We start from the raw sequence: 14,277 nt of genomic DNA on the forward strand, positions 1-14,277 counted from the left end.
GGCCCAAATGCCCAAATCATCGCGTCCATCGGCAATTTACGCCGTCTTAACGTCGCAACGCCCTGAGAGTCTAGGCAAGATTGAATTAACTCAGGTTCTAACACATCTGCTAAGCAGGTGAATTCGGTTAGGCGGGTAATATGAGTACGGGCGAGTGCTTCTGAGAGTTGCATAAAAAAATCCGATGACATGAGGTCATCGGATTTTGATCTTTTCAGCGAGATCGTCAAGCGATCTGTCTTAACTGATCGGCATTAGGTAATTACCGACCTTTTTTTATCCACTAATTGTTATTTGCTTAGCGGCAATTCTTTGACATGAATATCCATTTGTGGAAATGGAATACCGATATCTGCAGCGTCTAATGCATTTTTTATTTGCTCAAGCAGTTGGAAACGTGCAGTCCAATAATCAGATGTTTTTACCCAAGGACGAACCACGAAATTGATTGAAGAGCTAGCCAATTCAGAAAGTCCAACTGTATATGCTGGATCTTTTAACACATACTGGTTGTTATCTAAAATATCGGTCAATACTTTTTTAGTGAGTGCGATATCGGCGGAATAAGATACGCCAATCACTAAATCGATACGACGACTATCCATCGCTGAGTAGTTAGTGATAGTGCCATTCATGATAGATGAGTTTGGCGCTACGATAACTTTATTATCAGGAGTGCGAAGCTTGGTTGAGAATATGGTTATTTCATCAACAGTGCCGGCGATACCTGCAGCTTCAATATAGTCACCTACGCGGCAAGGGCGGAATAACACCATTAACACACCCGATGCAAAATTAGACAGAGAACCTTGTAGCGCTAAGCCTATTGCTAAACCTGCAGCACCGATAACGGCTACCAGTGATGCGGTTTGTACACCAATTTGGCCTAACGTGGCAATAACCGCGAAAACAAATACCACTGCCCAAGCGAGGTTTGCGACAAATGAAACGACTGTCGGATCAACTTTACGGCTGTTAAGTAATTTACGAACAAGCTTCTGTGCTACGCCCGCAAAGTATTTACCAACAAAGAAGATGATAATGGCGAATAATGTTTTTAAGCCATAAGTCACAATCAGATCTGGTGCTTGCTTTAATAAACCTTCGAGGTTTTCCATTGAATAACTCCCTAAATATACGCTAACAAAAACTATTTATTATTGACGATAAATTCTACTCGTCGATTTAAACTGCGCCCTTCGCTAGAACGGTTGTCCGCTACAGGTTCAGATATACCTTTACCCATTACGGTAAAGCGATTTGGATTAAAGCCATAATCTTCAACCAAAATACGTTTTACATTTTGAGCCCGTTGAAGTGATAGTTGATAATTAAACTCTGGTGTACCAACGATATCTGTGTGGCCTACTAAGGTTAATTCAGCATCATTTGTTTCTAAGAATGCTTTTACTAAGGCTAAAGTTTTCCATTGAGAAAAGTCAACCTCGGCAATAGCAAATTCAAAATACACCATAGCTGCAGAAATATTATGACAATCTGTGTTTAACTCAGCATTTGAATGACTCATATCGCAAACTGGTGATGCAGTCATTTCCACAGCGATTTCTTCCACACAACCATTAGCCATAACAGGTGTATTTGGCTCTGTGTTAGGACAGGCATCTTTGATATCTGGCACTCCATCTCGGTCAGTGTCAGACCAAGCAAATACCTGTGATGTTAGGCTTAAACTTAATAGCAAAAGCGCTAGCTGAATCCATCGAGATTGGGAGTTTTTCACTACAAATCACCTATTGAACGATAAGTATTAGTCAAAATTACTAAAGCGATCGCATTGTTGTAGTATGGCCATCTTAGTGTGGCATTCTAACGAGTAAGACTCTTTTCGCCAAGCTAAACGCGTACAAGCGTCCATACATCGACAGATAGATATCGGCAAGATCTTGAGTATATTTATGTTTTTATTAGTAGATGTCAGTATGTCGATACTTGCTTGAAGCATATGCGAGGTTCTACATCGGTAAATTTGTCGACAAGTATGACGATAAACTATACAAAATAAGCCTTTAGCGCTAGAGTCTTGAGCCCATTATGCGCCAACCAAACTTTAAGTTGAGGACAAGATGATAGATTTACGCAGTGATACTGTTACCCAGCCAACAGCAGCCATGCGGTTAGCCATGTCCAGAGCCGAAGTGGGTGATGATGTTTACGGTGATGACCCTACGGTAAATAGTTTGCAGGATATGGCTGCGGAGATGTTTGGTTTTGAAAGTGCATTATTTACCTGTTCGGGTACTCAAGCAAATTTATTGGCTTTGATGGCCCATTGTGATCGTGGTGATGAGTACCTGTGCGGTCAGCAGGCTCACAATTATAAGTTCGAGGGCGGCGGCGCTGCTGTCCTAGGCAGCATTCAACCTCAACCTTTAATGAATCAATTAGATGGTACTATTGCATTAGCTGACATTGAAGCCGCAATTAAGCCTGATGATATCCATTTTGCTCGTACTCGTTTGCTTAGTTTAGAGAATACGATTGGCGGTAAGGTTCTCCCGCAAAGCTATTTGGCGGATGCGCAGGCATTAGCCTTTAATCGCGGATTAAAAATTCATTTAGACGGTGCGCGAGTTGCCAATGCTGCGGTGGCGCAGAATATCGCGATAAGTGATATCACGGCGCACTTTGATTCAGTGTCGATTTGTTTATCCAAAGGATTATGTGCGCCAGTCGGCTCATTACTCTTAGGTGATGAACGCTTGATTAAGAAAGCCATTCGTTGGCGTAAAATGCTTGGTGGTGGTATGCGTCAAGCTGGGATACTTGCCGCTGCGGGTAAGCTTGCTTTAACTGAGCAAGTACAACGGCTTAGTGAAGATCATGACAATGCGGCGTACTTAGCTCGGCAGTTGGCAGAATTCAGTGAGTTCGAGGTCAATTTAGCCGCAGTACAAACTAATATGCTATTTGTTACATTAGCATCCCATATTGATGCGAACTTATTGGCTAAACACTGTCGAGCGGAAGGCATCCTGATAAGCCCAGGGCGTACGCTTCGGCTTGTGACTCATAAAGATGTCAGCCGTCAGGACATAGATAAAGTGTTGCGTATTGTTAAGCAGTACCTCAAAGCCTAAGTGTGGATTGATTTTCAGTTTTACTGAAATGCCCGAGCTTTGTCTTGGGCATTTTTATAGGCAGATATTGCTTAATGTTGAATTATTAAGCAATTAATGAATGATTTGCTAAAACAAGCTTTAGACAACAGGCGAAATGTTTGCGTTTATCTATACTAAAAACAACAAGATTATATCGCTAAGGTAACTTTAGGTTGAAGCCTAATAACAATACTAATAAAGGGGTCGATTATTGGACAAATCGGATCAGTGAATTGGAAATGCCAGCACTGTGTTCGACTGTTAAATCGCTAGAAAAGCTCGCCAAGGATGACGTTTCCTCTCTCGCATTACTCGGGCGTAGCGTGATGCACGATAACGCCTTAACCTCTCGTATTCTTCGAGTTGCTAATAGCGCTATTTACCATAAAGGTAGTAGCCAAATCTCTACTGTCAGCCGAGCGGCTATAGTGCTTGGTTTCGATGCGGTGCGAAATATCTGTATCACAGCCAAGTTACTCTCAAGCTTGTTAGAGAGTAAAAATTTGGCACCTAACGTATATCAAAGATTAATAAAGTTGATGGCTAAAGCATTTCAAGCCGCTATGATTGCACGGATGATGTTGAGCCATTATGACGAAGAAATGCAGGAGGAAGCTTTTATAGCCTCTTTACTGTATCACATAGGTGAGAGTGCTTTTTGGAGTATTGGTGGTGAATTCACCGAAGAGTTAGATCTAAAACTGCGTGAATGTGTAACGCCAGCAGAGGAACGAAGTATAACCCGCGAAGCCCTCGGCACTTCTTTTTCACTATTAACTCAAAGTATTGCCCGCAATTGGGGATTGGGAGAACTGTTGGTCCATGCAGTTAATAATCCTGAAGACCAAAGACCTGAAATTCGGTCTATTTTTATTGCGGATAAGCTCTGCGATATTTTATCTCAGCCTAATCTTGATAAGCAGGAATTAGGGAAACGTATCACGCAAGCGGCGAGTTTTACTGGACTAGAAGAAAATGAGTTTATGGTGCGGATGCAACGCTGCGCGAATGCGACCCATAAGTTAGCTGAAGTATATGGTGCTAAGGTGTTGCTAGACTATCTACCAGATCCTAAGCGTATGGTCACAGCTAAACCTGTTCCACTTCCCATTCCATTAGATATGCCTGTTTATCAAGTTAATTTGAATATTCAGTTAGCTAAGCTACGAGAACTAACAGGCTTCGCCATTAATAAAGCCGATTTTAACCAAATCATGCAAACGGTTCTCGAAGGTATACTTGAGGGCGTTGGTGTTGACCGGTGCGGCGTGTTGTTATTGTCGCCAAGCCGTAAACAACTTCAACCTAGAGTGATATTAGGTCGTGATGCAGATGCCATTAAGCAAGAGTTTATTATCGATTTGAGCGATAGGCGGGGATTATTTTATCAAGCGATGGAGCATAAGTTACCGCTTTGGGTAGATGATCCTAGCTCTAAGAAATGGCAAGAGCAGTGCAAAGAATTACAAGCGCGACATGTGTCACGTCAAGGCTTTTTATTGGCGCCATTATTAGTCGATAGTAAAGTGATCGGGTTTTATTATGCGGATAGGGGCCCTTCGGAAAGGGCATTTGAAGACGTGGATTTTCAAAGTTTCATCCACTTCTCCCAATTGGCGAATGTGTGTTTTACTGTGTCTCTGAGATAGTGGTATAACTTAATAAATTGTTTTTTTAATAATTTAATTTCAAGCTGTATTCTTTCGAAATTGCACTCTTTCAAACCGTATTTTGGGGAGTGCTGCGCTATTGTTTGTTTACGGCTTTAATCTCGGCAGTTATTTGCTTGGCTACCTCATTAGGAATGGGAAAGCTTAAATGGTATTGCGCTATTTCCCAGTTGCCATTGGTTTTGATTAAAGTGCCGGTTCCTCGACTGACGCCATAGGCTGGACTATTTAATAATTCGTCAAACAATATGACATTGCCGTGTTGGATTAAATGACGCTCAGTTAAATCATAGCGCCAACCTTTTGTGGGGCGGGAGTAACGTTCAAATTCCGCCATTCCCCAACGCTCACTCGCATCCGTGCCAATAAAAATGCCGTCTTTTCGGTACAGGGCAAAGTATTTATCCCAATTGGCATCGCTTGAATATTGGTTGAGTAAATCTAATACGTGAGCCGCCGCTTGTTGATCAGGATTCGAAGTCGTTTGAGTGCTTTGCGTTGGCGAGTCCTGTGCCTGTACGCTTACATTAAGGCCGCCAAGCATTAACGCGCTGAGCAGTAACCCCAAGGTAGCGCGATTAATATTGGAACCTTTAACTGAGAATGCATGAGTGTCTTTGAGCATTTTTCGTGCCTCTACTTTTATGGGTTAATGCCAGTTTATCGGATCGAGTTGATAAAAGCGGCTCAGTTCTCTATACAAGTCTGGGTGTTGTTGGTAAAAATCCTCTGGTTTCTCAAAAAAGACTTCGGTGATGACGGCAAAAAACTCAGCGGGATTAGTCGCTCCATAATAATTAAATAATGAGGGGGTGCCAAAATTTGCACTGTGTTGTAATTGGGTAAATTCCCTACTTAGCACTTCAGACCAAGTGCTGTAGTCGGCAAAATGTTGCAGAATGGGTGCGCCATTGGCTTGGCCATCTTCTTGATCGAGCTGATGGGCAAACTCATGGATTACGACATTATTACCATCATGGGGATCGGCGGCGCCGTCTAAAGTATTTCTCCATGAGAGCACAACTTTACCGTATTCCCATGATTCCCCTGCCAGCACATTGCGTTGTTCCCACACGATACCGCTAGTGTCTTTATGTTGATTATTGACGATAAAGGCATCGGGATAGACCAAAATCTGTTTCAGTTTGGGGTAAAAGTCGGTTTTACGATTGAGTAGCAGTAGACAGGCTTGGGCCGCGATAGTGACTCTTACTTCATCCGTGATCTCAAAATTATCGCAGCCGATAAAGACTTTTTCATCGATGAAAATTTGGATATGCCGTTTGAGTTGCAGTTGTAGATCTGCGGGTAGAGCATGGAAGTAAGGCAGTCTTTTTTTGAGAATGCTGCGCCATTCTTTTGGAAAAGGTTTCATCGTGACTCGTCGACGATGTAAGGTCCTGCGCCAACGACTCGACAGTAGCCAGGTAATTGCGCCAATTCCTAGGATAAGCGTGATAACAATAGCGAGCATACTTCCCTGACTTAATCCTGATTAACTTAGTATTAGCTAATGGGGGTGAAGTTAGCTTAACTCAATCCTCTGCTGAAAAAAGAAACTGAACAGTCGCCGCATTTTATGGTTAGGAATAGCGAACTGGTTGGTTTAGTCGTGTCTCTGTACGATTACGACCTGTTAGTTTGGCGTGATAGAGAGCCTCATCAGCTTGATTAATTAAGCTATTCGTATCCATAGGTTGTGATCGCTCCCAGCAAGTAATACCAGCGCTGATGGTCAGTATGCCGTCATGGGGGGAGTCTTCATGTGGTATTGTTAAACTGATGATTTTATTGCGTAATACTTCAGCAAAATGATATGCCTCCTCGAGATTGCTCGATGGTAGTACTATCATGAACTCCTCTCCGCCATAGCGGGCAAGCATGTAAGTGGGTTGTTTCAAGATCGATTTGGTGGCATTAACGATTTTCTTAAGACATTGATCGCCTGCGACATGACCATACCTGTCGTTAAATTGTTTAAAATTATCAATATCAAACAGAATTATACCTAGGGGCATGTTGTGGTCCCTTGCATACTCTAATTCTTTTTGGAGTTGTAAATCTAAATAGCGGCGATTATAGCAGCCAGTTAATCCGTCGGTTTCGGCCATGCCTTTAACCTGAGCTGCGTAGCTTTTTAATGTCTCTAAGGAGCTGACCATTTGCTGGAGCTCTAAGTTATCAGTGACAGGCATTCTGGCGTCGAGTTTTTCATTGGCAATGGCATTCATTGCATCTCGAGTCGCCATGACAGGCTTGATGATTCCCTTAGTGATAAAGTGCCAACTAGTGAGCCAGATGAAGAAGCAATATAAGATGCCACTGCAGAAAATTAATACGATAAATGCGGTGCTATCGTTTTTAAGTCCGCGGCCTGTTTGCTGAATTTCATTTTCAACTTGGTTAACGAGATCCTGCGTATAGGTCGCAACGATTTGTGCGGCATCAGCTTGGTATTCTAAATGCGCATTGGCGATATGAGTGCTTCTAATTGCTTTGCGAGAAAGTTCAAAGAGGTTGTCTTCACCGACCATGGTCTGTTTTATTTGTGATAACAAATTAAAATATAAGTTTTTATCGCCACCGATACTATCAAGCATAGCCTCCATGCTTAACAGCAGTCGCATAGCATCTCTTTGGGTTTGGTTTAGTTCAACTAGATTGTCGATGATATTCACTTGAGTTAACTGGGTAAATAAGTGTTCTCCTAGATGACTAAATAAAGATAGCTGCTGATTGGTATTGATATTTAAAGCAATCTGGTCAACGTTTCTCAGCTTAAGCTGACGTTCAGAGTCCGTATTAATACGCTGAAATTGGGTTTGCATTTCATCGCTAAATCCCGACGCCATTGACGTTAAGTTGGCTTGAATATTGGCTGCCTGTGAATTGGCTTGTAAGGCAGTATCGGTTAACGTGTTGAGTAATGGCAGTTGTTGTAAGTAATACAGTTGAGTATCTAAGGCGTGATTTAATTCTTGCTTATTGACAGTAGAAGTTTCTATTGAGGCCAGTAGTCGTGAGTCATTGATGAGTAATTCCCATTGTGCAGAAAGTTCGTCTAACAGGCTAGTTCTTTGTTTTTCATCATAATAATTATTCAATCGTGCAGTAATGATTTGTAGTTTTTCACTGTTTTTTGCCAGTTGCAGCGCAGTGGTGACTTTTACCACATCTACCCCGACTAAGTGTTCAATTTCTGATTTGAGTTGCTGTGACAGTAGTATGGCGACAACACCATTTAATAGCGCCATGCCCACTATGATATAGAAGGCTGAGGTTATTTTTTGTTTCAAACTTTTCAGTGGTTTAGTGCTTGGCATTATTTTCTTTGTCAATAGCAGGTACCTCTCCATAGGTATTTTGGAGGTGTTTTATCTCTGCACTTAATTTAATGAAAATATCTTCACTGTTAGCGGGTCTGCGGCTTGCGCTAAAACAGGCGTGGCTGAGTTCAGGGTAAATTTGTCCCATGGCAGTACTGGTGAAATGCCCAAAGGATAAGACCTTAGTAGACCAAAACATATTGGCTATGTGGCTTGCCTCAAATGCGCCTGCTATGCCTCTTAAAGATTCATCTTTAAATTCTGGGGCTGTTACTACATCCATACGACAGGGATTACCCCCCCCCATAGCATAGGCATGTTGTGCCTCATAGGTGCCCATATATTTGAGCAGCCAATAGGCAGCTTGAGGGTTTTTGCTGTCGTAGCTAACGGCAAAGGCATAAGCGCCATTGTAGGGATAACCGCCAGGCACTTGGCTTACGGCTAGACGCGCGCCGAGAATGTTCTGTTCAACTTTAAATGATTTATACCACAGATTATTGTAGGCAAAAGGCCACATTGCCGCTTGACCTGTCGCAATAGCATTAGCTGCTTCATTGAAAGCAAACTGCTCGTTAGCGGGAACGGCATAGGGCATTAATTCGCGATATTGCTTGGCTGCTTCAATGGCTTCATGGTTGATGGTGGGCACTGCAAAATGGGAGATCTGTTTCTGGCTGTTATAGACGGGCTGCATCCAAGTGCCACCTAAGCTCCAAATCATGCTAGAGAATTCATCGTTAATATGGGGTTTATCACCCGACATTAGCGCTAGACCGTAAAAGTCATGAGTCAGTATTTTATCCGCCAATATAGTGCCTGCTTTACGAGTGAAGAACTGAGCTTGATCTCGTAACTCTGTTAAGGTTTTTGCTGGTGCGAGTGGATAGCCAAACTGACGCAGAAAGTGAGCTTTTTCAGTTTTATTATCAAAGAGATCTGCTCGATAATGATTTCCCATAACATAATTGTTATAGGGAATAGCATGGATTTCACCTTGATAGGACAAGATGTTAAGTAGCGATGGGTAATAGGGTTCTAGGTATTTCTCCATGGCCTTTTCGCCATCGGGATCGTAAAGTTTAGCGAGTTCAATTAAGGGCACTGTATAACCATTGGCAGCCCATTCTTTAGCCCAGCCCGCTTCCATTGTAAGTAAATCGTATTTGCCTGAACCTTGAAGTAAATTCTGGGTCTGTAAGTTAAACATATCCTCTAATTCAGTACTGACCACTTGCACTTTTACGCCGGTTTTTGCGGTGAATTTAGGCAACATTTCTTGGGTTAAATAGTCGGTCCAAAATCCTTTTTCAGCGACCAAAGTGATAGGTGTTTTGTTTGTTAGCGGCGGGATTTGTGCCAATGAAAATTCTGCGTAACAGGGCATCATTATCGCAGCGGTTAAACAAAGAAAAATAAATCTGATCCGGTTTAACAAAAATAACACCTTAATGTTACGTATTGACTCTGAGTTAATATCATTAATTCAGCATTATGTATATTTAAGGATAGGTGGGATCAGAACTTATGCCGCGATTTTTATGATGTTTTTTATTGTGTTTTTTACTTTTTGAGTAAAAAGCCGGTAACTCGATCTTAGCTAAGTTACCGGAAAAGGGTGGGAGTAGTGCGAATCGTTAACGGTTTTGGCGTTGTTGTTCTCGTAATTGCCTCAAGGCAATAGGTAGGTCGAAGTGTTGCTCAATCAAGAGTCGGAGCAGCTTTGATTTGGGTATACTGCTTTCTTCTGCCAGTGTAGCAAGATGGGTTATAGCCGCTTCACTGAGGGAAAATGTTGCTTTGCGATAGTGTGTTTTAGTTTCTACTTTTGTCGGGAATAATACGTTTGTTTCTAGGCTTTGTTTGTGCAAGCTCAACACATTGGAATGGCTCTGGGCCATGTCAGTTGTGATGTGATTTGCCTGTGAGCCTGTGTTTTTTGTGACAATTGCATCTGCTTTATGATCTAGATTGCTTTTTATCTTATTCAGACTTTGTCCCATTGCGTACAAGTTTGCCGCCTCAATAAACTCATCTAACGAAAGCGAGTGCTGTAAGCTGCTAGATGACATAGCGTTTTTCTTGAGATCGCTGAGTCCCATTTTGCCCCCTTCGTTGAGTAGTCGTGTGAGTGGATTGAGTTTGATGGGTCAAATGATGATGCATTTGACTCACTCCCTGAGCGTGTATCGCGGGATGTAGGAGATTGGCTAAGCTGGCAGCACAATCGACTTGGAATAGTTCGCAGGCGATAGTGCGAATTTCTTCGGCTGCTTTTCCTGCGGACTCGATTTCAATTACCGATAATCCTGATTCTTCACTGTCATCATAAACATTGCGGCAATATGTTATCGCGTCAAGGACATGGATATCATAGGTTTTACAGACTTCTTTGGCCTCTAAAATTCGGTTAGCTTGATTGGGGAGACTTGGACATTGGGTGATCACAAAAGAAGCCTGTAACTTGGGATTAATCATCTTACACGTCGCGACGATATCGTCCATGTGACATACGGTTTTTAAATCGCGGCGCTTAGGTCTTAAGGGCATTAAAATGTAAGAGGCGACTGACATGGTTGCTCGTAGTGCTAGGTTATCTTGCCCACCGCAGTCGACTATGACTACATCATAGTGTTGCTCAAGACTGAGTAAGTCATTACGGATCTTACCGTAAAGCTGCACGCAATTGATGCTGGCAAGTTGCGGATTGTTGTTTCTTGCATGGATCCAATCAGAGGTGGTGCGCTGGGGATCGCAGTCCACCATAATGACCGAGGCGCTACATTCTGTGGTTAGAAATACCGCTATATTTTGGGCCAAGCAACTTTTACCGCTGCCGCCTTTTTCTCCACCGATTAAGACTATCATGACGTATTCCTTAATTCTTTTGATGACCCTTGTGCAGCGAGTTGATGTGTTTGGAGCTATCCGCATTGATGTCCGAAATCGAATGTAAACCTAATGTTAATCTCGGTCAATTGGCTGATTTTTGACGTTTTTTAATTAAATTGTCGTAGGCGTTTTTCTGTCAGTATCTGGTCATATGTCGTTAATTTGACAAAAAAGATGAGACGAGGGATTTATAAAAATGTTTTTTTATCTTATTGGTTTTAAATTGTTTTATCTGTTATCCGTCAGCTAAAAGGGTTGTTTGTGGTGATCGGTAACTGTGCATAGGACTTAGGGTGTAGTTTTTTATTTCTTCCTTGGTACAAGTGTTAATTTTATATTTCTAAATGTTATTAACTGATCTGAGTAAATTATCAGCTTCTCAGTCGAAAGTGGTCTTGTTTGGTGAGGCACTTGTCATCAAACTGCCAAATGCTGGCTTTATCATCTCTATAGACTGACGTCTAAATCGCTTGAAATTTCAACCATGGAGAAGGGATGCCAAATGGATATCAAAACTATTATGCCTATTAAGTTTGAACTCGTTGAAACTGCACCGTTATTTCATGAACTACTTAATCTGCGGGCCACAGTTGGCCTCCCTTCTATTGGCGTTGAACTTGCGGATGTACAGGCATTGTTCTGGGTCTCTATTCGATTAAGTGACAAGACTGAATTGGAACATGCAGGCGCTGGGGCCGCTAAGTCTAATCTATTGGCAACGGCGTGTGTTTATGGCAACAAGCCCGGGCATTTGATGATTGAAGATTTTATTGTCTTACCCGAATACCAATCCTACGGGCTAGCAAAGATAATACTTGAGCGGGTGATGGCCTTTGTTGATGACCATGCGAGTGCGGGAACTTGTGTCAGTATGACCGCCCATGGTGAGCATGAGCGCTTATGTAGTGAATATGGTTTTCAGTATGCTCCCTGCGCTAACTTAGGGCCTAATCTGTTAAAAATTATCGCTTAATATTCGTGTGAGAATGCCTTTTAGGTGTTAGCTAGCGCGTATTTTTGCCCTTGGGTATATAGTTACTTTTGCGTAGTTAACGGCGACATTCGTTCGCTTATGTTGTAGCATCCGTAGGATTATCGTGACGTTCTGTATGAGATAACAACCTATGGATCAGCAACTCCTTATTGATGCTGTTAATCAAAAAATGCCCTTTGGTAAGTACGCTGGACGTAAGTTGCTCGAATTACCCGAACCTTATCTGGTGTGGTTCCATAAGCAAGGTTTTCCTCAAGGGAAACTTGGTGAGCAATTAGCGCTAATGTACGAAATCAAACTTAATGGCTTAGAAGGCATGCTAAAACCGCTGTTGAAATGAGTTCCCTTCTTTATAAGAAAAATACTGCTTTTGCGATAAGTGTTGTATTTCGTGATAGAGATTAGCGATTTATTGTTTTTAGCGTGCTTTAATGCAGCATATTAGCAAAACAAAAGGAACGCAGGCATGATGGCAAAATGGGTAAAATTAGCGGCAGTAGCGACTTTAGCGTTAGGCATGTCAAGTGCTTGGGCTCAGGGTGTCACCCACGAAGGTACTGTTGTTGATACGATGAACGGTGGTGGTTACACCTACGTACAGATTAAAGAAGCTGATACCACTTTTTGGGCCGCGGGTCCTCAAACTGAAGTGAGCAAAGGCGATAAAGTGGCTGTGGTTGAGCAAATGTGGATGAACGAATTCACCAGCAAAACCTTGAACCGCACCTTTGATAAACTGTTATTTGTTGGCCAAATCGATAAGAAATAGTCAGCAGTATCGAGTGCGCTAACCTGAGCGCCTCTGTAATTCAACGGCTTCGATACTTTCGAGGCCGTTTTTGTTTTTAGCGTTCAATGCCGCTAAATCTGAGTTTGTGACTATCTCGATGGGGACAAAGGCGGCAAAATAGCGGCTATTTTTCTAGCCGTTATTACTCAGCAGGGGATCACTCAAGTGATGGCGTTTGAACAGTTCGAGATCCAGCCTTATCAATCATGTTATGCACGGGAAGTGAGTGAGTTATTTCACCTTTGCGTGCACAGCATTACCCATGTTCGTTATGCGCAGGCGCAGCTTATGGCTTGGTCTGCGGCGCCAAGATCGGCTAAACATTGGGATTTACGGTTACGTCGCTCGAAGGCGTGGGTGGTTTTAGCCATAGATGAAGCGACTGCTTCTTCAGTTTGTTGCGGTTTTATCAATGTCGAAACCCATTTCCCCCGTCAAGGTTACTTAGATAGCTTATATATACATCCAGATTATCAAGGGCAGGGATTAGGTGAGCGCGCTTATCTTGTTTTAGAAGCTTGGGCTAAGGCACAAGGCTATGTGCGCTTGAGCTTGGACGCATCTTATCTCTCTAAAGGGTTGTTTACTCGGATGGGATTTATTCAAATACAGCGCAGTTATCAGCAAAAACTTGGGCAAGTGATCCCCGGTTTCTACATGGAAAAGAATATAGGAAAGAATATTTAACGCGCGTTTACTATGGTTTCAGCTAGAAAGTGATGTAAGGTATTCCACAGTAAAACATTAGCTTAACGCCGTTTAGTGACACTATTTAACTAAATAAGCACTGTTTAGCTTAAATTAGAATTCGGTTAATCTAAGTCAATTAATGATTCAAGATGGAGGGCAGAGAATGAAGATTCGACTATTTACGCCATCGGATGTCTCGCAGTTGGCGGCAATCTTTGAGGCGAGTGTAATGCAAGGCTCTGGTGAGTTTTACTCCTTCGCCGAGCGCTCTGCATGGGCTTATATTGAAGGTGAGACCCGCAGCGAGAGTTATTGGCTTGAACGCTTACAGGGAACCACTATTTGGGTTGCCGAAACCGATAATATGCTGGTGGGTTTTATCAATCTTAAGATAGGCGCCGACAGCGATGTTGAAGCCGCTGCTGAAGTGGAATGTTTGTTTGTTCATCCAGAATATGCCCGTTCTGGGGTGGCTACCTCTTTGTATTTTGCGTTGTTTGAGGAAGTTAAAATCTTAGCGCTGAAACGATTAACGGTTGAAGCGTCCTATCTCGCGCGTCCTTTTTTTGAGAAACAGGGATTTCGCAGTATTCGTCGTAATGAACATAAGCGTTTTTTGAATGCGGCGGATAAAGCACAGGGTCAAGCTCAAGTGTTGGTTAACTTCAGCATGACGCTCACCCTCTAACTCAGCTTATCAAGGGCTGTTCTGGTAGCTAAACGAAGCCGTTAGCACGGCTTTATAACATCGCCATAGAAGCGCCAATAAAAAACACTGCCAAAGATGACTTGTGGC

The 14,277-nt window shown here is 42.5% G+C and carries 16 protein-coding genes; 7 read left to right on the plus strand and 9 right to left on the minus strand.

Features of this window, described 5'->3' with window-relative positions; translation table 11 throughout:
• The 3 genes from L5L77_RS04650 to L5L77_RS04660 form a co-directional block, all read right to left on the minus strand.
• On the minus strand, positions 1 to 191 hold a 191-nt coding region (locus tag L5L77_RS04650), incomplete at its 3' end, for a transposase domain-containing protein (protein WP_263222175.1).
• Between the two features lie 99 nt (positions 192 to 290).
• On the minus strand, positions 291 to 1,118 hold the full coding sequence (locus tag L5L77_RS04655) for a mechanosensitive ion channel family protein (protein ID WP_028761273.1): 828 nt from the start codon (positions 1,116 to 1,118) through the stop codon (positions 291 to 293).
• A 32-nt stretch (positions 1,119 to 1,150) separates the two neighbouring features.
• Positions 1,151 to 1,741, minus strand: a complete 591-nt coding sequence (locus L5L77_RS04660; protein WP_105251879.1) for an OmpA family protein — start codon at positions 1,739 to 1,741, stop codon at positions 1,151 to 1,153.
• 343 nt (positions 1,742 to 2,084) lie between these two features.
• Here L5L77_RS04660 and ltaE point away from each other — a divergent pair, with 343 nt between their 5' ends.
• Together ltaE and L5L77_RS04670 are read left to right on the plus strand one after the other, a co-directional pair.
• Positions 2,085 to 3,098: a low-specificity L-threonine aldolase gene (gene ltaE / locus L5L77_RS04665; protein ID WP_263196111.1), complete on the plus strand. Its 1,014-nt coding sequence runs from the start codon at positions 2,085 to 2,087 to the stop codon at positions 3,096 to 3,098.
• 194 nt (positions 3,099 to 3,292) lie between these two features.
• Positions 3,293 to 4,768, plus strand: a complete 1,476-nt coding sequence (locus L5L77_RS04670) for an HDOD domain-containing protein (RefSeq protein WP_263191130.1) — start codon at positions 3,293 to 3,295, stop codon at positions 4,766 to 4,768.
• A gap of 97 nt (positions 4,769 to 4,865) precedes the next feature.
• Here the strand turns inward: L5L77_RS04670 and L5L77_RS04675 are convergent, their stop codons facing one another.
• The 6 genes from L5L77_RS04675 to L5L77_RS04700 form a co-directional block, all read right to left on the minus strand.
• Entirely contained in the window at positions 4,866 to 5,414 is a 549-nt protein-coding gene (locus L5L77_RS04675; protein WP_263184917.1) for a nuclear transport factor 2 family protein, read from the minus strand.
• Positions 5,415 to 5,438: 24 nt separating this feature from the next.
• Positions 5,439 to 6,263: a zinc-dependent peptidase gene (locus L5L77_RS04680; protein WP_263177622.1), complete on the minus strand. Its 825-nt coding sequence runs from the start codon at positions 6,261 to 6,263 to the stop codon at positions 5,439 to 5,441.
• Positions 6,264 to 6,372: 109 nt separating this feature from the next.
• Complete coding sequence (locus tag L5L77_RS04685) at positions 6,373 to 8,112, minus strand: GGDEF domain-containing protein (protein WP_263191127.1); 1,740 nt, start codon at positions 8,110 to 8,112, stop codon at positions 6,373 to 6,375.
• On the minus strand, positions 8,099 to 9,502 hold the full coding sequence (locus L5L77_RS04690) for an ABC transporter substrate-binding protein (protein ID WP_263222266.1): 1,404 nt from the start codon (positions 9,500 to 9,502) through the stop codon (positions 8,099 to 8,101). The genes L5L77_RS04685 and L5L77_RS04690 overlap by 14 nt, the downstream gene beginning before the upstream one ends.
• 250 nt (positions 9,503 to 9,752) lie before the next feature.
• Positions 9,753 to 10,217 (minus strand): CopG family transcriptional regulator, encoded by a 465-nt coding sequence (locus tag L5L77_RS04695; protein WP_131523666.1) that lies wholly within the window; start codon positions 10,215 to 10,217, stop codon positions 9,753 to 9,755.
• The gene (locus tag L5L77_RS04700; RefSeq protein ID WP_263177101.1) at positions 10,177 to 10,983 is read right to left on the minus strand and encodes a division plane positioning ATPase MipZ; all 807 of its coding nucleotides are present in this window, start codon (positions 10,981 to 10,983) and stop codon (positions 10,177 to 10,179) included. Before L5L77_RS04700 ends, L5L77_RS04695 begins: the two co-directional genes overlap by 41 nt.
• 526 nt (positions 10,984 to 11,509) lie before the next feature.
• Here L5L77_RS04700 and L5L77_RS04705 point away from each other — a divergent pair.
• The 5 genes from L5L77_RS04705 to L5L77_RS04725 all read left to right on the plus strand — a co-directional run bounded on the left by L5L77_RS04705 (position 11,510) and on the right by L5L77_RS04725 (position 14,169).
• A complete protein-coding gene (locus L5L77_RS04705) occupies positions 11,510 to 11,980 on the plus strand; it encodes a GNAT family N-acetyltransferase (protein WP_105251887.1) in 471 nt (156 codons plus the stop codon).
• 151 nt (positions 11,981 to 12,131) lie between these two features.
• Positions 12,132 to 12,341 (plus strand): DUF3820 family protein, encoded by a 210-nt coding sequence (locus L5L77_RS04710; RefSeq protein WP_006082494.1) that lies wholly within the window; start codon positions 12,132 to 12,134, stop codon positions 12,339 to 12,341.
• 126 nt (positions 12,342 to 12,467) lie between these two features.
• Complete coding sequence (locus L5L77_RS04715) at positions 12,468 to 12,770, plus strand: hypothetical protein (protein ID WP_006082493.1); 303 nt, start codon at positions 12,468 to 12,470, stop codon at positions 12,768 to 12,770.
• 186 nt (positions 12,771 to 12,956) lie between these two features.
• Positions 12,957 to 13,478, plus strand: a complete 522-nt coding sequence (locus L5L77_RS04720; RefSeq protein WP_219250966.1) for a GNAT family N-acetyltransferase — start codon at positions 12,957 to 12,959, stop codon at positions 13,476 to 13,478.
• A gap of 166 nt (positions 13,479 to 13,644) precedes the next feature.
• Positions 13,645 to 14,169 (plus strand): GNAT family N-acetyltransferase, encoded by a 525-nt coding sequence (locus L5L77_RS04725; RefSeq protein WP_263222178.1) that lies wholly within the window; start codon positions 13,645 to 13,647, stop codon positions 14,167 to 14,169.
• Positions 14,170 to 14,277: the final 108 nt, after the last annotated feature.

The organism is Shewanella sp. SM29 (genome assembly GCF_025654245.1).
GTDB classification, from domain to species: Bacteria; Pseudomonadota; Gammaproteobacteria; order Enterobacterales; family Shewanellaceae; genus Shewanella; species Shewanella oncorhynchi.